Origin of the sequence: Paraburkholderia sp. NMBU_R16 (assembly GCF_013282575.1) — a bacterium.
Lineage (GTDB): Bacteria > Pseudomonadota > Gammaproteobacteria > Burkholderiales > Burkholderiaceae > Trinickia.
Genome location: NZ_JAAAYE010000020.1, coordinates 66,369 through 84,398, shown reverse-complemented (window position 1 = coordinate 84,398; position 18,030 = coordinate 66,369). Strand labels below are relative to the sequence as shown.

At 63.1% G+C, this 18,030-nt stretch carries 15 protein-coding genes; 8 read left to right on the top strand and 7 right to left on the bottom strand.

All coding sequences use genetic code 11. From position 1 onward, the window contains the following. Positions 1-93 precede the first annotated feature (93 nt). From GWC77_RS12745 to GWC77_RS12730, 4 genes are all read left to right on the top strand, one after another. Entirely contained in the window at positions 94-1,827 is a 1,734-nt protein-coding gene (locus GWC77_RS12745; protein ID WP_367949043.1) for a ClcB-like voltage-gated chloride channel protein, read from the top strand. 143 nt (positions 1,828-1,970) lie between these two features. Further along, positions 1,971-3,308: a C45 family peptidase gene (locus GWC77_RS12740; protein WP_173257260.1), complete on the top strand. Its 1,338-nt coding sequence runs from the start codon at positions 1,971-1,973 to the stop codon at positions 3,306-3,308. 92 nt (positions 3,309-3,400) lie between these two features. Continuing rightward, on the top strand, positions 3,401-3,664 hold the full coding sequence (locus GWC77_RS12735) for a hypothetical protein (protein ID WP_173257259.1): 264 nt from the start codon (positions 3,401-3,403) through the stop codon (positions 3,662-3,664). 98 nt (positions 3,665-3,762) lie between these two features. Beyond that, on the top strand, positions 3,763-3,993 hold the full coding sequence (locus GWC77_RS12730) for a DUF2795 domain-containing protein (protein ID WP_173257258.1): 231 nt from the start codon (positions 3,763-3,765) through the stop codon (positions 3,991-3,993). A gap of 44 nt (positions 3,994-4,037) precedes the next feature. On the opposite strand, the gene GWC77_RS12725 is transcribed toward GWC77_RS12730, so the two are convergent. Continuing rightward, on the bottom strand, positions 4,038-5,114 hold the full coding sequence (locus GWC77_RS12725; RefSeq protein WP_173257257.1) for a hypothetical protein: 1,077 nt from the start codon (positions 5,112-5,114) through the stop codon (positions 4,038-4,040). A gap of 121 nt (positions 5,115-5,235) precedes the next feature. Beyond that, positions 5,236-5,844, bottom strand: a complete 609-nt coding sequence (locus GWC77_RS12720; RefSeq protein ID WP_173257256.1) for a TetR/AcrR family transcriptional regulator — start codon at positions 5,842-5,844, stop codon at positions 5,236-5,238. 222 nt (positions 5,845-6,066) lie between these two features. On the opposite strand from GWC77_RS12720, the gene GWC77_RS12715 reads away from it, so the two are divergent. Genes GWC77_RS12715 through GWC77_RS12705 form a run of 3 tightly spaced genes read left to right on the top strand, consistent with a single transcriptional unit; the run spans position 6,067 to position 11,836 of the window. Then, positions 6,067-7,191: an efflux RND transporter periplasmic adaptor subunit gene (locus GWC77_RS12715; protein WP_367949042.1), complete on the top strand. Its 1,125-nt coding sequence runs from the start codon at positions 6,067-6,069 to the stop codon at positions 7,189-7,191. A 41-nt stretch (positions 7,192-7,232) separates the two neighbouring features. Next, positions 7,233-10,385 (top strand): efflux RND transporter permease subunit, encoded by a 3,153-nt coding sequence (locus tag GWC77_RS12710; protein ID WP_173257283.1) that lies wholly within the window; start codon positions 7,233-7,235, stop codon positions 10,383-10,385. Positions 10,386-10,387: 2 nt separating this feature from the next. Next, on the top strand, positions 10,388-11,836 hold the full coding sequence (locus GWC77_RS12705) for an efflux transporter outer membrane subunit (RefSeq protein ID WP_173257255.1): 1,449 nt from the start codon (positions 10,388-10,390) through the stop codon (positions 11,834-11,836). A gap of 33 nt (positions 11,837-11,869) precedes the next feature. Here the strand turns inward: GWC77_RS12705 and GWC77_RS12700 are convergent, their stop codons facing one another. From GWC77_RS12700 to GWC77_RS12685, 4 genes are all read right to left on the bottom strand, one after another. Continuing rightward, positions 11,870-12,688 (bottom strand): ABC transporter permease subunit, encoded by an 819-nt coding sequence (locus GWC77_RS12700; protein ID WP_173257281.1) that lies wholly within the window; start codon positions 12,686-12,688, stop codon positions 11,870-11,872. Continuing rightward, positions 12,688-13,617 carry an ABC transporter permease subunit gene (locus GWC77_RS12695; protein WP_173257254.1) on the bottom strand — a complete coding sequence of 310 codons (930 nt, stop codon included), beginning with the start codon at positions 13,615-13,617 and terminating at the stop codon, positions 12,688-12,690. The genes GWC77_RS12700 and GWC77_RS12695 overlap by 1 nt, the downstream gene beginning before the upstream one ends. Then, complete coding sequence (potA, locus tag GWC77_RS12690) at positions 13,614-14,768, bottom strand: ABC transporter ATP-binding protein (RefSeq protein WP_173257253.1); 1,155 nt, start codon at positions 14,766-14,768, stop codon at positions 13,614-13,616. Before potA ends, GWC77_RS12695 begins: the two co-directional genes overlap by 4 nt. Before the next feature lie 90 nt (positions 14,769-14,858). Then, positions 14,859-15,956 carry a polyamine ABC transporter substrate-binding protein gene (locus tag GWC77_RS12685; RefSeq protein WP_173257252.1) on the bottom strand — a complete coding sequence of 366 codons (1,098 nt, stop codon included), beginning with the start codon at positions 15,954-15,956 and terminating at the stop codon, positions 14,859-14,861. 388 nt (positions 15,957-16,344) lie between these two features. Between GWC77_RS12685 and GWC77_RS12680 the strand changes: the two genes are divergently transcribed. Next, on the top strand, positions 16,345-16,548 hold the full coding sequence (locus tag GWC77_RS12680) for a DUF1289 domain-containing protein (protein ID WP_173257251.1): 204 nt from the start codon (positions 16,345-16,347) through the stop codon (positions 16,546-16,548). A 24-nt stretch (positions 16,549-16,572) separates the two neighbouring features. Here GWC77_RS12680 and GWC77_RS12675 read toward each other — a convergent pair whose 3' ends face one another. Next, complete coding sequence (locus GWC77_RS12675; RefSeq protein ID WP_173257250.1) at positions 16,573-18,012, bottom strand: aldehyde dehydrogenase family protein; 1,440 nt, start codon at positions 18,010-18,012, stop codon at positions 16,573-16,575. Positions 18,013-18,030 lie beyond the last annotated feature (18 nt).

The following is an 18,030-nucleotide window of genomic DNA, read 5'->3' as shown; positions in this document are numbered from 1 at the left end:
TCGTCTTCCGACAAGGCTGCGGTACGAAATGGCGGCGCGCGCGCCGAAAAGGCGATGCTATCCTTGCGCTCGACCCAATCTGCCACCGCCGCCGTGCTTTCATTCCTGCTCCGCCTGCGTACCCGCGCGCAAGCCGTGTTTCGACTGTCCGAGGCCCATACGATGCTGCTGTGGGCCGTCGCCACGGGTTTGCTCGGCGCCTTCGCCACGATCGCCTTTCGGCGCTGCATCGATCTGCTCCAATGGGCGATCTCCGGGCGGGCCAGCGGCTTGGTCGAAATGGCGCGCGCGCTGCCGTGGACCGTTCGGCTCTGGCTGCCCGCGGCCGGCGGGCTGATCGCGGGCGGCATACTGGTTCTGTCGCAACGTCGGGCCAGCGGGCCGGCGAATTCGGACTATATGGAAGCGATCGCGATCGGCGATGGTGTCGTGCCGGTCTGGCAGAGCGCGTGGCGCAGCGTTTCGGCGCTTTTCACGATCGGCTTCGGCGGCTCGATCGGCCGGGAAGGCCCGATGGTTCAGTTGGCCGCCCTCGCCGGTTCCGTCATCGGCCGCCTCGTCCATTTCGATCCGCAGCGCTTGCGTCTGCTCGTCGCCTGCGGCGCGGCGGCCGGCATCACTTCAGCTTATAACGCACCGATCGCGGGCGCGTTTTTCGTCACCGAGATCGTACTCGGGTCGATCGCAATGGAGAACTTCGGCCCCGTGGTGGTGGCCTCCGTCGTCGCGAACATTACGATGCGCGAGTTCGCGGGCTATCGGCCGCCTTATGAAATGCCGGAATTCCCGCCCATCGCCGGTCTCGAGGTGCTGCTTTTCGTTGCGCTGGGCTTTCTGTGCGGTGCGGCGGCGCCGCAGTTCCTGCGGCTCATCGATCTCGCACGTGCACAGTTTCGCAGGCTGCCTGTACCCCTGCCGTTGCGGCTCGCCATCGGCGGACTCGTCGTCGGGCTCATCTCCGTCTGGGTCCCGGAGGTCTGGGGCAATGGATACAGCGTCGTCAATTCGATTCTGCACTCGCCCTGGACGTGGACGGCACTCGTCGTCGTCCTCGCCTGCAAGCTCGTCGCCACGGCGGCGACGGTGGGCTCCGGCGCGATCGGCGGCGTATTCACGCCGACGCTGTTCGTCGGCGCGACACTGGGCTCGCTGTTCGGACTCGCCGTACACGCCCTTTGGCCGCACGGCACCTCGGGTGCGTTCGCCTACGCGATGGTCGGCATGGGCGCGTTTCTGGCGGGTGCGACGCAGGCTCCGCTGATGGCGATTCTCATGATCTTCGAGATGACGCTCAGCTATCAGGTCGTGTTGCCGCTGATGCTTTCTTGTGTCGTGGCGTATTTCGTCGCCCGCGCCATCGGCAACGCATCGATGTACGACATCACGCTGCGCCGCCACGCGGACGAGCAAGAACGGATGCGCCTGCGGGCAACCCAGATGCGCGAGCTCATCCAGCCCGCGGACACCGTCGTGCCGTTGACTGCGAGCGTGCGCGAGATGACGCGAATCTTCCTCGAGTATCCGGTCAAGTATCTCTACGTCGTCGATGCAGAAGGCCGTTTCCTCGGCGTCGTCGCGCTCAAGCACATCACGTCCGATCTGCTCGACAAGCGCGACACCGCATCGCGCACCGCGGCCGATTATTTACAGCCCGAATTCGCGACGCTGACGCCCGATATGCCGATCAGCGTTGCATTGCAGCGTTTTCTGGCGTTTCAGGGCGAACGGCTGCCCGTCGTCGCGAGCGCGGAAGAGCCGACCTTGATGGGGGCGGTCTACAAAACCGCCTTGCTCGACGCCTACCGTCGGATGAATCCGGCGATCTGATCGGCATGGGCCGCGCGTGATGGCCCGGATGGCAAAGCTCGGCAATTTCTCTACAATGAAACGGAAGCTGGGCAACGACGCCGTACCGTGCGCAACGCACCGGGTGAGCGTTCTCCCGGCCGATTCGTCGATCCGGAGCGAAGATGAGCGAGCCGTTCCTCGATGCCGTGCGCCGCGACCACGCGGGATGGATTTTCGTCCATATTGAAGGCGAGCCGTACGACCGTGGCGAGCAGCACGGCAAAGTGTTGGCCGCGGAGATCCACAACGCGATCCGCACCGCCAAATATCTCGCCCGCTGGGATACCGGGGAAGAGTTCGAAACGTTCACGCGTGCTGCCGTCGAGCAGTTTTCGCGCAAGCTCGATACCGAATACCTGGACGAAATTCAGGGTATCGCCGACGGTGCAAAGTTGCCGTTCGCCGACGTGCTCGCATGGAACGGCTATATGGACTTGCTGCAAAGCTGGTGGCCGACCCAGGCGGCGGCGCGGGATCCTTCGGCCGGCATCAAGCTCTGGCGCGGCCGACGGGGGCATCACTGCAGCGCATTCATTGCGACCGGCAGCGCCACGCGCGATGGCAGCATCGTCATGGCCCACAACTCGTGGGACCGCTACGCGGCGGGCGACGCATTCAACGTGGTATTCGACATCGTCCCAGACGCGGGACACCGCATTCTGATGCAGGGCCTGCCCGGCTGCATTTCGAGTCTGACGGACTTCTGGCTGACGTCTGCCGGCCTCATGGTGACCGAAACGACGATCTCGAACTTCGCCGGCTACAACCCATCGGGCGCGCCGGAATTCTACCGTTCGCGACGTGCGACGCAATACGCCAATTCGATCGGCGAATGGTGCGACATGTTTGCACTGTCGAACAACGGCGGCTATGCGAACAGCTGGTTGCTGGGCGATTTGAAAACTGGCGAAATCGCTCGCTTCGAACTCGGGCTGCACGCCCGCGGATTCGAAAGCACCAAGGACGGCTTCTATAGTGGTTGCAATACCGCCACCAACTTGAAAATTCGCAATCAGGAGTGCATTGGCGAGGGCGAAGACTATACCGACGTTCGTAAAAACGGAGCGCGCCGCCTGCGTTTCATGCAGTTGGCCGACATCCACCACGGCAAGATCGATGTCGAGCTCGCGAAGGAAATGATCGCCGATCATCACGATGTCTATCTCGACCGCGACGACAATCCTTGCTCGCGCACCATCTGCGGGCATTTGGAGCTCGACGACGCGCGCTTCGCCGGTCACGACCATGGACCGTTCAATCCTTGGGGTGCGAACGATGGCAAAGTCGTCGACAGCGAAATGGCGCGCGATCTCGCGTTCTGGGCGCGCTGGGGACATCCCTGCGGCCGCCCGTTCGATGCACAGGCGTTCATGAAACGCCACCCGCAGTGGAATTGGCTCAACGGTTACATGCGCGACAGGCCCTCGTGGCCCTGGACGCGCTTCGAAGTGCTGCGCTAGGGCACGCCCTGCCCCGGGCACGCGGCATGCTGCGTTTGCCGGTCGGAAGACGACTCAAAGGCTGCATGTCGCATCGAGAAGGAGGTCGAGTCATGAAAGTCTCGACACTGACGACCATGGCATTGCTTTCGGCATCGTGCTTCGCCGCGCCCAACCATACGACGGCGCTCGACAGCCTGACGGCACGCGCCGCGCTCGCCGCGGCGCGAATCAACGCGCCGCCCGTGGCACCGCCCGCACCGCACGTGCTGGCCGGGACCGGGCCGGGACCCCAGCATTGGAGCCGCATCGAATTGCCGAAGCCGCACGGCCTCGCGGCCCGCTTCGGTCCGCACGAGCGACAGGCGCAAACCTGAAGACGGCCCCCGAAGCCCGGAGGACCGCAATCGAGCCGCAACAGAGCCGCCGCCGCAGGTCGGCGGGCGGCGCCCCGTACTGCCAAAGGAGCATGCTCATGTCGACACCCGCGGTCCCGGACGAACCCATCGATCTTCAGATCGCGGATGTGCTGCATTCGGTGTCCTTTCCGGCGAACAAGGACGAGATCGTCGACATTGCTCGCGATGCCGGCGCGAGCAACGAGCTCCTGTCGATTCTCGACGGACTACCTGAGCAGGACTACGCTGACGTCGATGCGGTCACGCGCCTGATCGGCAGCAACTACGGGCCCGGCGTCAGCGTTTGACGGCGCCCTGCGCACGGCGTCCCACTGCCGATGCGCGGTGCCGCCTAGCCTATCAAGCCTTTGATCTTCTCGACTGCGCTCGCCTGGTTCGAGACGATCGCGGCGACCGCCTTCGCGGCACCTTCCTCAAGGTTCCCCCGTCCGAACAACGTCGCGAGAATGAGCATGGCAATCGGGCAGCGGCCATCGTTGCCGAGGACATGGGGAAAGTGGTATTTGAACACCTCGTGCTCCGACGGGTTCGGCTGCGCGGCGCCCCATAGCGCGCAAGCGCTGTAGTACCCGTCCCGGTGCCGTTCCTTGCCTTTCTTCGCAGCGAGCTTTTTTGCGACATAATGGCCGCCTTTGTCGAGCGCACCATAGGCCGCCACCGGCACCGCAATGACCGGATGCAGCGCGGCGGCCGATAACGCCGCCCCCTTCATCCATTCCTGCGCAATATTTGCCGCCACGCCGCAGCAACTGCACGTACCGCGATAGCGATCCTCGAGCGCCTGCAGCGGATCGAGCCTGCTGCCCGTCACGAGCACCGTGATGACGGTCGTAATATGGCTGAGAATGTTGAGATAACCGCTTGCGAGCGTCGTCGCATTCGCAGCGGCGTTGGCGCTCATCCACCACGTCATGCACTGTTGCACGAGCGAGCTGTGGGTCGTGCTCATTACGGTGGTAACCATCGACGGAACAGAGGCAAACGTTCCCACCGCGCTGATGGTGGCGTCGGTGACATCGTGGACTTGTTTGACCCCTTCGAAGACCTTGCCGACCGTCTCGCTGCCGGTGGCTTTCGCGGCGAGCTGTCCTGCTGCATTGATCGCCGTCGGCACAGCAGAGGTCACGAGTTGCCCAATGGTATCGGCGACCGCGCTCACTTTGGCTCGCGTGAACTTCGGCTTCGTCTCGATCAGCGTATAGACGAGCTGCTTGGATTCTTCGTAGCTCGTGCCCGACCCGGACTGCATCGCGCGAACGTCTTGCGCGCCTTTGATGAGTAGCAGCATTGCCTGCAGAATGTCGAGATCCCGCTGCAGATTATCGGTTTGTGGCGAGGGCGTCCGGGCATCCATCATCAGCCTCAGTCGCCGCTTGGCGTCCGCGTACCTGTTGTCTTCGTTGGTCATCGTCGACTCCTATAACGTTGGCGAACCGAGCGCATTCGCTCGTTTCCACTCGCCTAGTTTTAGTCATCGTCGACGCCCAAATCTCTGAGAAATATCTCGATATTGCAGACTGGAGGCTCTTTCAGGCAACCAGGACCCGTTGGAAGAAGCCCGCGAGGACCGATTCGGTTATCTCGTCGGTGAACTGCTGAGGATCGCACATGCGAAAGAACTGCAGGCCGTCGCAAAGGCTCACCAGCCCTAGCGCCAGCGTTTCGGCCGGCAACGGCAGCTCGCTGCCCACCTGCTCGGAAAAAGCGCGGATATACGCTGCGATCTGCTCGAGCTTCTCGTTTCTAAACGCGTTGAAGCGGACGCGGAATTTGGCGTCGCGGCCCGCCAGCAGTTTCGCCTCGACCCAAAGCGGGAAGCAATGATCGTCCCGAATCATCTGGCTGTAGTAGGTCGTGACGCGCGTTTCGATCTCCGCTTTCGTGCCGCCGTCTTGCATGATCGCTTGGAAATCCGCATCCATCCGGTCGTGGTCGCGGCGCAGCAGTTCGATCAGCAACTCGGCCTTGCCGTCGAAGTTCGAATAGAACGCGCCACGCGTATAGCCCGCCGCTGACGCGATGTCCTCGACGCTCGTTGCGACATACCCCTTTTTGATAAACATCGTGCGCGCGGAGTCGATCAAGCGCTCGCGCGTCTGGTCCTTGCTCTGCTCGCGGGTCAGGCGTTTTCGTTTCATATCACATAGTGTAGCACCGCCAGATCGGCAAATCCGTCTTTGCATTCTGATACACACCTGTATTAGAATGCACCTGCAAATTTGAGACGACTTACCCCGGTGCGGCTGACCGGCCGCGCTCGCGCGGTCCACCCTGCGGCGCTTTTTCTTCACCTTTCATCTGCTTTCGAGGGCTTCGTGGATCGTTCCGATCATGGCGCGCCGAATGGCGTGCGCGCGTCGTTGCGTCGCGCCGCTTCGTCCCCACGCCGATACAGCGTTCTGGCATCGGTATGCTGCGCCCTGGCGCTCGCCGGCTGCCATCCGCGGGAAGCCGCCGCGCCCCCGATCAAACCCGTCGTGGCGATTGCGGTGCATCCGGACGGTCGCGCACCGCACGCCTCGCTGCCCGGCCAGGTGCAGGCACGCTACAGCACGCCCCTTTCGTTCCGCGTCGCGGGCAAGATCGTCGAGCGACGCGTGCGTCTCGGCGATACGGTCAAGCCAGGACAAGTGTTGGCGAGCCTGGATCCGGCGGACATGCAAAAGAACGTCGCCAACGCGCAAGCGCAGCTCGACGCGGCACAGCACCGGCTCGTCTATGCGAAACAGCAGCTCGAGCGCGATCGCGCCCAGGCACACGAAAACCTCATCGCGTCCGCTCAACTCGAACAAACGCAAGACGCTTATGCGGCGGCCGCGGCGCAGCGCGATGCCGCGCAAGCCCAACGCGCGCTGGCTGCCGATCAGCTCCGGTATGCAACGCTCGCGGCCGATCATGCCGGCGTCATTACGGCTGAAAACGCCGATACGGGCCAAAACGTGTCGGTGGGTCAGGCTGTCTACCAACTGGCGTGGAGCGGCGAGATCGATGTCGTCTGCGACGCGCCCGAACGCTTGCTGCCCTCGCTTGCCGTCGGTCATACGGCGCGGGTGAGTCTGCCGGCTTTACCGGGCCAGACGTTTGCGGCGCGGGTGCGCGAAGTCTCGCCGGCCGCCGATCCGCAAAGCCGCACTTACCGCGTCAAACTCACGCTGCAGGCGCCGACGCCCGCGCTCAAGCTCGGCATGACCGCGAACGTCGCGTTCGAAACGTCCGGCGACACTTCGGTCGCGCATCCGTTCACCCTGCCCGCCACCGCGCTCTTTCACGTCGGCGAGCGGCCGGCCGTATGGGTCGTGCGCGCGGGCAGCGATACGCTCGAGCTTCGTCCGATTGAAGTCGTGCGCTACGACGAACGCACGATCTCCGTCGCCTCGGGACTTCGCGATGGCGAACGCGTGGTGCTGCAAGGCGTCCACGCCGTCAGCGCGGGCGAACACGTCCGCGCCGTCGCGCCGTTGCACCCCGAGGATTTTGCGTCATGAGCGTCGATCGCACCAACGATTCCGACGGCCTGCCGCAATCGATGCCGGCCGCGTCCCCGCAGGAAGACCGTTTCAATCTGTCCGCATGGGCGCTTCGCCATCAGGCGCTCGTGATCTTTCTCATCACGCTCGCGACGCTGGCCGGCATCCTCGCCTACACGCGGCTCGCACAATCGGAAGATCCGCCGTTCACGTTCCGGGTAATGGTGATTCGTACGCTCTGGCCCGGTGCGACGGCTCGGCAGGTGCAAGAGCAGATCACAGACCGTATCGGTCGCAAGCTGCAGGAAGAGCCGCACATCGACTTCCAGCGCAGTTACTCGCGCCCGGGCGAGTCGATGATCTTTTTCACGATGAAGGACTCCGCTCCGGTCAAGGATGTGCCCGAAACGTGGTATCAGATTCGAAAGAAAGTGGGGGACATTGCCGCCACGCTGCCTCCGGGGACCGTCGGCCCGTTCTTCAATGACGAGTTCGGCGATGTCTATACGAACGTCTATACGCTCCAAGGCGACGGCTTCACGCCGGCCCAGTTGCATGACTACGCCGATCAATTGCGCACGGTCCTGCTGCGCGTGCCCGGCGTGGCGAAAGTCGACTATTTCGGGGACCCGGATCAGCACGTCTTCATCGAGATATCGAATGCACAGCTCACGCGTTTGAACATCTCGCCACAACAGCTGGCCGCGGCCATCAACGCACAAAATGCCGTTTCGCCGGCCGGCACCGTCACGACGGGTGTCGACCGTGTGTTCGTCCGCCCGAGCGGACAATTCCGCGATGACGAGGCGCTCGCCAATACGCTCATCACCATTAACCAGCGCACGTTCCGCCTCGGCGATATCGCCAAGATCACGCGCGGTTACGACGACCCGCCCGTGACGCAGATGCGCGGCAACCACCAGGCGGTGCTCGGCATCGGCATCACGATGCAGCCCGGCGGTGACGTGATTCGCCTCGGAAAAGCACTCGATGCCAAGCGCGCCGAATTGCGCATGCATCTGCCGGCCGGGCTCGAGCTCGCAGAGGTGTCGAGCATGCCGCATGCGGTATCGCATTCGGTGAACGACTTTCTCGAAGCGGTCGGCGAAGCCGTCGCGATCGTGCTGATCGTGAGCCTGATCTCGCTGGGCCTGCGAACCGGGATGGTGGTTGCCATTTCGATTCCGATCGTGCTGGCCGTCACGGCGCTGTTCATGTCCCTCTTCGATATCGGCCTGCACAAGGTTTCGCTCGGCACGCTCGTGCTGGCACTCGGGCTGCTCGTCGACGATGCGATCATCGCCGTCGAGATGATGGCCGTGAAGCTCGAACAGGGCTGGAATCGGACGCGCTCCGCGGCGTACGCCTATACGAGCACCGCATTTCCGATGTTGACGGGCACCCTCGTCACCGTTTCGGGCTTCTTGCCGATCGCGCTCGCCAAATCGAGTACCGGCGAATATACCCGCTCGATCTTCGAAGTCTCGGCGATCGCGCTGATCGCATCGTGGTTCGCCGCCGTGGTGCTGATTCCGCTGCTCGGCTATCACCTGCTGGCCGAGCGCAAGCGTACCCCACACGGCACGGACCCGGGCGGCGACGGCGCCGCGGCGGACGACGCGCATCACGTGGATATCTACGACACGCGCTTTTATCGCCGATTGTCCGTCTGGGTCGCATGGTGCGTCGAGCGGCGCGCGATCGTGCTGAGCATAACCGTCTTGCTCTTCGTCATCGCGCTGGCCGGGTTCTCGCTCGTGCCGCAGCAATTCTTTCCGAGTTCGGATCGCCCCGAGCTGCTCGTCGACATGCGGCTGCCGGAAGGCGCGTCGTTCGAGGCGACGTTGCGCGAGGCCAAGCGCCTCGAGAAGACGCTCGATGGGCGCCCTGAAATCGACCACTTCGTGGACTTCGTCGGCACGGGTGCCCCGCGCTTTTATCTCCCGCTCGATCAACAACTGCAGCAGCCGAACTTCGCGCAATTCGTGGTGACTGCCAAATCCGTCGAGGACCGCGAGAAGCTCGCCCGCTGGCTCGATACGCAGCTCGAAAACCAATTCCCCGGTGTGCGCACGCGCTTGTCGCGGCTCGAGAATGGGCCGCCCGTGGGCTTTCCGATCCAGTTCCGCGTGAGCGGCGACGACATCGCGACGGTGCGCTCCATTGCCGAGAAAGTCGCATCGATGGTCCGCGCCGACACTCGCACGCGCAATGTGCAATTCGATTGGGACGAGCCCGCGGAACGGTCTCTGTCGTTCGAGATCGACCAGATGAAAGCACATGAACTCGGTGTGACGTCACAAGACGTATCGAATTTTCTTGCGATGACGCTCTCCGGCTACACCGTCACGCAGTATCGCGAGCGCGACAAGCTGATCGGTGTCGAGCTGCGCGCCCCCAAGAGCGAACGCGTCGACCCCGCAAGGCTGACGAGTCTCGCGATGCCGACTCCGAACGGGCCGGTGCCGCTCGCCTCGCTCGGCCATATGCGCGCGACGCTCGAATACGGCGTCATTTGGGAGCGCGACCGTCAGCCGACCATCACCGTCCAGGCCGACGTGCGCGGCAACGCGCAAGGCATCGACGTCACGAACGCGATCGATCGCGCGCTGAGTACCGAGCGCGCCCAGTTGCCGCTCGGCTACCGGATCCAAGTTGGTGGATCGGTGGAGGAAAGCGCGAAGGGCCAGTCGTCGATCAACGCGCAAATGCCGCTGATGGCGATCGCCGTATTGACGCTGCTGATGATCCAACTGCAGAGCTTCGCGCGCGTGCTGATGGTCGTGCTGACCGCGCCGTTGGGGCTGATCGGCGTCGTCGCGACGCTGCTGCTGTTCGGCAAGCCGTTCGGTTTCGTGGCAATGCTCGGGGTCATTGCGATGCTCGGCATCATCATGCGCAACTCGGTCATCCTCGTCGACCAGATCGAGCAGGATATCGCGGCCGGGCATCGGCGCGTCGATGCCATTATCGGCGCCACCGTCCGCCGGTTCCGTCCGATCACGCTGACCGCGGCGGCTGCGGTGCTCGCGCTGATTCCGCTGCTGCGCTCGAATTTTTTCGGGCCAATGGCCACCGCTTTGATGGGCGGCATCACGAGCGCGACGATCCTGACACTTTTCTATTTGCCGGCGCTTTACGCGGCGTGGTTCAGGGTGCGGCGCGACGAGCGCGATCCGCCGCCGTCCGGTACTGAGCATACGGGGAACTGACGATGAATTCCGCCTCGAGTCGTGTTGTTCTCGCCGCGGCCATCGCATCCGCATTGGCCGGCTGTTCCTTCGGTCCGAACGGTGCACCGCCCGCGATGCCATCGCCCGCCCAATACGGCGCGGCACCGCAACCGCCGCGCACAGCGACGGCTGGCGGTGTTGCTCAGCAGTTCGAGATGGGCGCTGAACCGGTGCCCCAATGGTGGCGGCTTTATCGTTCGGATGCGCTCGACGCGCTCGTCGATGAGGGTCTGCGCAACAGTCAGACGCTTGCCGCAGCCGAAAAATCACTCGCCGCCGCCCACGAGCAACTGCGCGCACAGATCGGTTCGTCGTTGCTGCCGCACGTTGATGCCGGCGCACAGGCAACACGCGAACGGGCGCTCGGCATCCCCACCGCGGGACCGAATACCGTCCTCTACAACGTGTTCGTGGGGCAAGTGGAAGCGAGCTATACGTTCGATCTTTTCGGCGCCGTGCGCTACGCAAATGCTGAATTGCGTGCGCGGGTGAACCAGCAGGCGTTTCAGCTCGATGCGGCACGACGGGCGCTCGCGGCCAATATCGTCGGCTCCGTCATCAACGTCGCCGCGCTCGACCGTCAAATCGCCGTGACGGAACGACTCGTGGCACTCGCCAACGACACGGCGCGCGAGGATGAACGCCGCTATGCGCTGGGCGCCGTCTCGCACGCACAGGCGCTGACGTCGAAGCAAAGCGCGGCATCGCTCGCGGCCAATTTGCCCGGCTTGCGTCAAGAGCGCGCCGCCGCAGCACATGCCCTCGCCGTACTGTTGGGCCGCACGCCCGACGCCGCGCCCCCCGTGCCGGCGCTGGAGAGCTTCGCGTTGCCCGAGCGCGTACCCGTGGTGCTGCCGTCCGAGCTGTTGTGCTCGCGTCCCGACATCCGCGCCGCCGACGCCACACTGAAGGCGGCCGCGGCGGACGTCGGAGTGGCAACGGCGCAACTGTTCCCCAGCGTTTCGCTGTCGGCAAGCATGGGGCAAAGCGGCTTCTCGTGGGCCAAAGCGCTGTCGGGCGCCGGCGCGGTGTGGAGCATTGGCGCCGGGCTTTCTCAGCCGATCTTTCACGGTGGGGCGTTGCGCGCGCAGCGCCGAGCCGCGATCGACAACTACGACGCAGCCGTGCTGCAGTACAAAGCGACCGTGCTGTCGGCCTTCCAGAACGTAGCCGACACGCTCGCGGCACTCGAGCATGATGCCGAAACGCTCGCATCGGCCGATACTGCCGCCGGGGCTTCGCGTACCGGCTTCGAGGAGACCGCCGCGCGGCACCGACTGGGGGCGTTACCGCCCTCTGCCGAACGCGCGAGCGAACAGCAATATCTGAACGCGGAGCTCGATGCGATTCGCGCGACCAGCCGGCGCCTGACCGATACCGCGAGCCTCTTTCAGGCAATGGGCGAAGTGCCGACGGACGAGCGCTCCTGAGCGCACGCCAACCGGGCAACCCGCGCACGCCGATCAGGCGACGCCTTCGAGGCGCCGCCGCTCGGCCCTCAACATGAAGTAGTTGATGACGAGCACGCCGATCGTGACGACGGCAATGAAAAGCGTTGCGAGCGCGTTCATTTCGGGATTGAGCCCAAGCCGGACCCGCGAGAACACGACGAGGGGCAGCGTCGTCGATCCGGGCCCTGAAAGAAATGCCGACAGCACGAGATCGTCGATCGAGAGCGTGAACGACAGCAGCCAGCCGGCCATGAGCGCCTGCGAGATGAGCGGCAGCGTGATCGTGAAAAACACCTTCAACGGCGTCGCGCCGAGGTCGAGCGCCGCCTCTTCGAGGGAGGGGTTCAGATCGCGCACGCGCGACTGCACGATGATGGCGACATAGGACATGCAGAGCATGACATGGCCGATCCAGATCGTGACGAGACCGCGCCCTTCGGGCCAACCGAGCCACTTGCCCATTTCGATGAACAGCAGCAGCAGCGAAATGCCCTGGATGACCTCGGGGATGACGAGCGGCGCATTGATCATCCCGGTAAAGAGCGTGAAGCCGCGAAAGCGGCCCATGCGCGCCAGCACGAAGCCCGCCCAGGTACCGATGAAAACCGAAGCGAATGCCGTCAGCAACGCAATGCGCAGCGAAAGCCAGAACGACGCGATCAGTTCGTCATCCTGTATGAGCGCGGCGTACCAACGCGTCGAAAATCGCGTCCAGACGGTGACGAGCTGAGACTCGTTGAACGAATAGACAACGAGGCTCAGGATCGGAATGTAAAGAAACGCGAAGCCGATGCCGAGCGCGATCAGCTGCAACGTGCGATTCGGTTTGATCATCGGTGCGCTTCGAGTTGTTTGGCCTGATAGTGCTGAAACATCGCCATCGGGACGAGAAGCAGCAGCACCATCGCGCAGGTCACCGCCGATGCCATTGGCCAGTCGGCGTTATTGAAGAACTCGTTCCACATGACGCGACCGATCATCAGCGTATTCGCGCCGCCGAGCAGCTCGGGGATGACGTACTCGCCCACCGCGGGGATGAACACGAGCAGGCATCCGGCGATGATGCCGTTCTTCGATAGCGGCAGCGTGATCTGAACGAACGCTCTCCATGGCTTGGCGCCAAGGTCGTATGCCGCCTCCAGCAGCGTCAGGTCCATCTTCACGAGATGCGCATACAGCGGCATCACGAGAAACGGCAGATACGAATAGACCATGCCGATATAGACGGCGATGTTCGTCCGGTAAAGCTCGATCGGCGTGTGGATGAGGCCGATCGTCATCAAAAAGTTGTTGAGCAGCCCGTTGTTCTTGAGGATGCCAACCCACGCATAGACGCGAATCAGGAACGACGTCCAGAACGGCAGCATGACGGCCATCATCAGCAAATTGCGCGCCCCCGGCGCCGAGCGGGCGATGTAATACGCCATTGGGTAGCCGAGCAGCAGGCACAACAGCGTCGTGACGGCGGCGACGACGACCGAGTTGACGTAAGTCGCGAAATAGAGGCTGTCGCTGAACAGAAACGCGTAATGCGCGATGTTCAACGATATCTGGATGACACCGTCCTTGAACGCCGCGAGCTCGGAGTAAGGCGGAATACCGAGCTGCAGCTCCGCGAAGCTGATCTTGACGACGAGCAGAAACGGCACGAAGAAGAAAAGCAGCAGCCAGATGAACGGCCCGGCGACGACCGCGGTACTGCCTGTGAGCCGCAAGCGCCGCGCCGGCCATGCGGCCAACGAAATCAGAGGGTTCTTCATGCTGTCAGCACCACCCCGGCCGAAGCGCTCCAGCGCACATAGATCTCGTCGCCCCAGGTCGGCGTATCGATCTCCGAAAGCGCGAGGCTCGTGACGTTCGCGATCACCGTTTTGCCCGAATCGAGCTTCACGTGATAAAGCGAGTAGCCGCCGAGATAAGCGATGTTCGACACGACGCCGCGCCCCCAGTTGTAGGCACCCTCGGGCGGTTTGCGCGTGAGCGCGACGCGTTCGGGGCGCACCGAGATCGTGACCGGCATGCCGAGCGGCCCTGTAATGCCATGGTTGACATACATCCGGCACGGCAGCTCGGAGGTCTCGACGAATATGTGATCGGGCTCGTCCTCGACGACGTGCCCATCGAAAAGATTCGTCGACCCGATGAATTCGGCGGAAAAGCGCGTGTTGGGATACTCGTACACCTCGCTGGGCGTACCCAGTTGCACGATCTTTCCCTCGCTCATGACGGCGAGCCGGCCGGCCATCGTCATCGCTTCCTCCTGATCGTGCGTGACCATGATGCAGGTCACGCCAACGCGCTCGAGGATATTGACGAGCTCGATTTGCGTGCGCTGACGAATCTGCTTGTCGAGCGCCGACATCGGCTCATCGAGCAACAGCAGCTTCGGCCGTTTCACGAGCGAGCGCGCGAGCGCCACGCGCTGTTGCTGGCCGCCCGACAACTGATGCGGCTTACGCTTGGCGAAGCGGCCCATTTGAACGAGATCGAGCGCGGCTTGCACGCGCTCCTTCAGTTCAGCCTTCGGCACGCCCTCCTGCTTCAGACCGAATGCGACGTTCGATTCGACCGTCATATGCGGAAAGAGCGCATACGACTGAAACATCATGTTGACCGGGCGCCGGTACGGCGGCATCAGTGCCAGGTCTTCGCCGTCGATCAAAATCTTTCCCGACGTGACGGTCTCGAGCCCTGCCAGCATTCTCAGGAGCGTCGACTTGCCACACCCTGAACTGCCGAGCAGCGCAAAGAGTTCCCCCTTCGCGACCGACAGACTGACGTTGCGGACCGCAACGGTCTCGCCGAATTTTTTGACGACATCCACGATCTGGACGAAGTCCTCGGCCGAAGCCGTTACTGACGATGGGGCCCGCGCGCCGCTTGCGGCCTGCGAGCTCGGCTGATCGCTCATGGTCTTCTACTTGATTCGAATCGTTTGACGTACAAAGCCCCCGGCTCCGGTCCGGGGGCTTTTGAGATTACATGCCGGCTAACTATTCTCTTACCGACCCGACTTGAACTCCGTCCACAGCCGCGTTTGCAGGCGCTGGATATCGGCGGGCAACGGTTTCAAGAGGAACAGTGTCTTGACCACATCGGCGGGCGGATACACCGCCGGGTCGTTGGCGATGTTCTTGTCCACGTACTTGCGCGCTTCGGCATTGGCGCTCGGGTAATACACCGCGTTCGTAATCGCCGCATGCACCTTCGGATCTTCGATGTAATTGATCCACTCGAGCGCCGCTTCCTTGTGTTTCGCGTCTTTCGGAATCGCCATCACGTCGAACCAGATCGGTGCCCCGCCCTTCGGAATGTAGTACTCGATCTTGTAGGGCTTCTTCGCCTCCTGCGCGCGATGCTTGGCGATCACGACGTCACCGGACCAGCCGTAGGCGAAGCAGATATCGCCGCCGACCATGTCGTTGATATAGCCCGAGGAGTTGAACTGCGTGATGTACGGGCGAATCTTCTTGAGCATGGCCATCGCCGCCTGGTAGTCGGCCGGGTTCGTGCTCATCGGATCCTTGCCGATATAGTGGAGCGCAGCCGCGAAGACCTGATCCGGCGCATCGAGCACCGAGACGCCGCACGTCTTGAGTTTGGAGATGTTCTCGGGCTTGAAGAGAACGTCCCAGTTATCGAGCGGTACTTTGCCGAGAATCTTGGTTGCCTTGTCGACGTTGTAGCCGAGACCCGTCGTGCCGTAGGCCCAGGGCACCACATACTTGTTGCCCGGATCGGCGCCGGCCACGAGCGCCATCAGTTGCGGGTCGAGGTACTTGAGGTTCGGCAGTTTCGATTTGTCGAGCGGGGCAAAGATGCCGGCCGCGATCTGTTTGCCGGCGTAGTTGCTCGTCGGCACGACGATGTCGTAGCCCGAGTTGCCCGTGAGAAGCTTGGCTTGCAGCGTGTCGTCGCTGTCGTAGTTGTCGTATTTGACCTTGATGCCGGTTTGTTTCTCGAAGTTCGGGATCGTGTCCTTGGCGATGTAGTCGGACCAGTTATAGACATTCAATTGCGTGTCTTTTGCGATCGACGCAGTCCACGGTGCCGCGCACAACGCGAGCACGGCCAGTCCACCCAGAACCCGTTTTTTCATTCCACTCTCCGGTCCATCCGGCCAGCGCCGGTGCCAACCCGTTCCGATATCGCGGCGCGATACGCGCCGCGCGCTGAAAAACCCGAAACCTATCATCAATCGCCAGGCAAGACCAAAAAAAACCGCGGCATTCGGCCCGGCTGTCGCGCAAAGGGTACAGGCGCTGGCCGCGCCGCTGCGGGTGAATGGACGGGCGTCGGCGACTGATGAAAACGGGCGCAATTTTATCCCGTTGCACAGCGGTGTCCAGCGGAAAAAATACCGGATCGGCCATTCGGCCGGTCTGTCCGTGACATTCGATATCCATTCGGGAGACAGCGCCAACAGAAAATCGTGCCGCGCGTATGGGCTACCATAGCGCCTGATCTGTCTATTACCAAGGTTTCAAATGGCCTCCAATCTCCACGATGTCCCGGACAGCCCGTGCATCGGCGTGTGTTCGACGCTTTTCGACGACATCTGCAAGGGCTGCGGACGCACGGCAACCGAGGTCTCGAACTGGGTTTTCATGAGCGACGAGGAAAAGCGTGCCGTCTGGGTGCGCATCGAGAAAGAAGGCACCGCCATGCGCTTTCAGTACGACAAGCTATAGGCGCGCCGAGCCGATGTCGACTGCTCAGCCGGCCGGCTTCGGCTGCTTGAATTGCAGCGACTTGTACTCGAGATACTCTTCGAGGCCGTACGTACCGTTTTCCCGACCGTAGCCCGACTGCTTGAAGCCACCGAAAGGCGCTTGCATGTTCCAGTCGCCGCCATTGATGTCGATCTGCCCCGTCCGAATGCGCCGCGCAACGCGTTGCGCCCGCTCGTCGTCGCCCGCCCAGACTGCGCCGGCAAGGCCGTAGGGCGAATCGTTGGCGATCCGGACGGCCTCTTCCTCGTCCTTGTAAGTCAGGATCGAGAGCACTGGGCCGAAGATTTCCTCCTGCGCGATGGTCGCCTTCGGATGGACGCGGCCGAAGACGGTCGGCCTGACGAAAAAGCCTTTCGACAACCCTTCGGGCATGCCGGGGCCGCCCGTCACCAGTTCCGCGCCCTCTTCCACGCCACGCTCGATATAGGCGCGCACGCGGGCCTGTTGCGCAGCCGAAGCCAGCGCGCCCAGGCGTGTGGTTTCCCTGCGCGGGTCGCCCGCCACATAGGCTTCGGCCGCCCGCTTCGCGAGTTCACGTGCCTCCTCGTAGCGCGACTCGGGCACGAGCATGCGCGTATGCGCGGAGCAGGTCTGGCCGGCATTCAGGAAGCAGTCGGAGACGGTGCGCTTGACGGCTGTGGGAAAGTCCGCGTCGTCGAGAATCAGCGAAGCCGATTTCCCGCCAAGCTCGAGCGCGACGCGTTTCACGGTTGCCGCGGCGAGTTCTGCAACGCGCTTGCCCGCGCGCGTGGATCCGGTAAACGAAACCATGTCCACAAAGGGATGGCTCGCGATGATCTCGCCGACGACCGCCCCGTAGCCGCTCACGAGATTGAATACGCCCGCCGGCAGTCCCGCATCGTGAATGGCTTCGGCCAGCACGAATGCGTTGAGGGGGGCGATTTCGGAGGGTTTCAGGACAACGGTGCAGCCTGCGGCAAGCGCCGCGGCCACCTTGAGCGTGATCTGATTCAGCGGATAGTTCCAGGGCGTGATGGCAGCGACCACGCCGACCGGCTCGCGCACCACGAGCGAATTGCCCACGCGTTCTTCGAATGCGAATTCTCGAGCCAGTTTCGCGTACGCGTTCCAGTGATAGACGGGCGAGCCAACCTGAATCGCGCGCACGAGCTTGATGGGCATGCCGACTTCGCCGCAGATCAGCTGCGAGAGTTCCTCGGCGCGGGCTTTGAGCCCATCGGCAATCTTTTGCAGATACGCGGCCCGTGTGGCGGCGGGCGTGGCGGCCCATGATTCGAACGCGAGCTTCGCAGCCTCGACGGCCGCCTCGGCGTCGGCCGCAGCGCCCTCGGGGATGCGGCCCATGACCGCTTCGGTGCCTGAATCGATTACGTCGATCGTGCCGCTTGACGACGGCTTCAGCCACTTGCCGTCGATGTAAAGGTGCTCGTACGTTTTCATGTCGAATTCCGTCTCGCG

Bases quoted from the DNA above. Each gene is read 5' to 3' on its own strand.
- GWC77_RS12740 (WP_173257260.1), top strand. From the start codon at position 1,971: ATGAGCGAGCCGTTCCTCGATGCCGTGCGCCGCGACCACGCGGGATGG.
- GWC77_RS12735 (WP_173257259.1), top strand. From the start codon at position 3,401: ATGAAAGTCTCGACACTGACGACCATGGCATTGCTTTCGGCATCGTGC.
- GWC77_RS12725 (WP_173257257.1), bottom strand. From the start codon at position 5,114: ATGACCAACGAAGACAACAGGTACGCGGACGCCAAGCGGCGACTGAGG.
- GWC77_RS12710 (WP_173257283.1), top strand. From the start codon at position 7,233: ATGCCGGCCGCGTCCCCGCAGGAAGACCGTTTCAATCTGTCCGCATGG.
- GWC77_RS12705 (WP_173257255.1), top strand. From the start codon at position 10,388: ATGAATTCCGCCTCGAGTCGTGTTGTTCTCGCCGCGGCCATCGCATCC.
- GWC77_RS12730 (WP_173257258.1), top strand. From the start codon at position 3,763: ATGTCGACACCCGCGGTCCCGGACGAACCCATCGATCTTCAGATCGCG.
- GWC77_RS12695 (WP_173257254.1), bottom strand. From the start codon at position 13,617: ATGAAGAACCCTCTGATTTCGTTGGCCGCATGGCCGGCGCGGCGCTTG.
- GWC77_RS12675 (WP_173257250.1), bottom strand. From the start codon at position 18,012: ATGAAAACGTACGAGCACCTTTACATCGACGGCAAGTGGCTGAAGCCG.
- GWC77_RS12680 (WP_173257251.1), top strand. From the start codon at position 16,345: ATGGCCTCCAATCTCCACGATGTCCCGGACAGCCCGTGCATCGGCGTG.
- potA (WP_173257253.1), bottom strand. From the start codon at position 14,768: ATGAGCGATCAGCCGAGCTCGCAGGCCGCAAGCGGCGCGCGGGCCCCA.
- GWC77_RS12720 (WP_173257256.1), bottom strand. From the start codon at position 5,844: ATGAAACGAAAACGCCTGACCCGCGAGCAGAGCAAGGACCAGACGCGC.
- GWC77_RS12685 (WP_173257252.1), bottom strand. From the start codon at position 15,956: ATGAAAAAACGGGTTCTGGGTGGACTGGCCGTGCTCGCGTTGTGCGCG.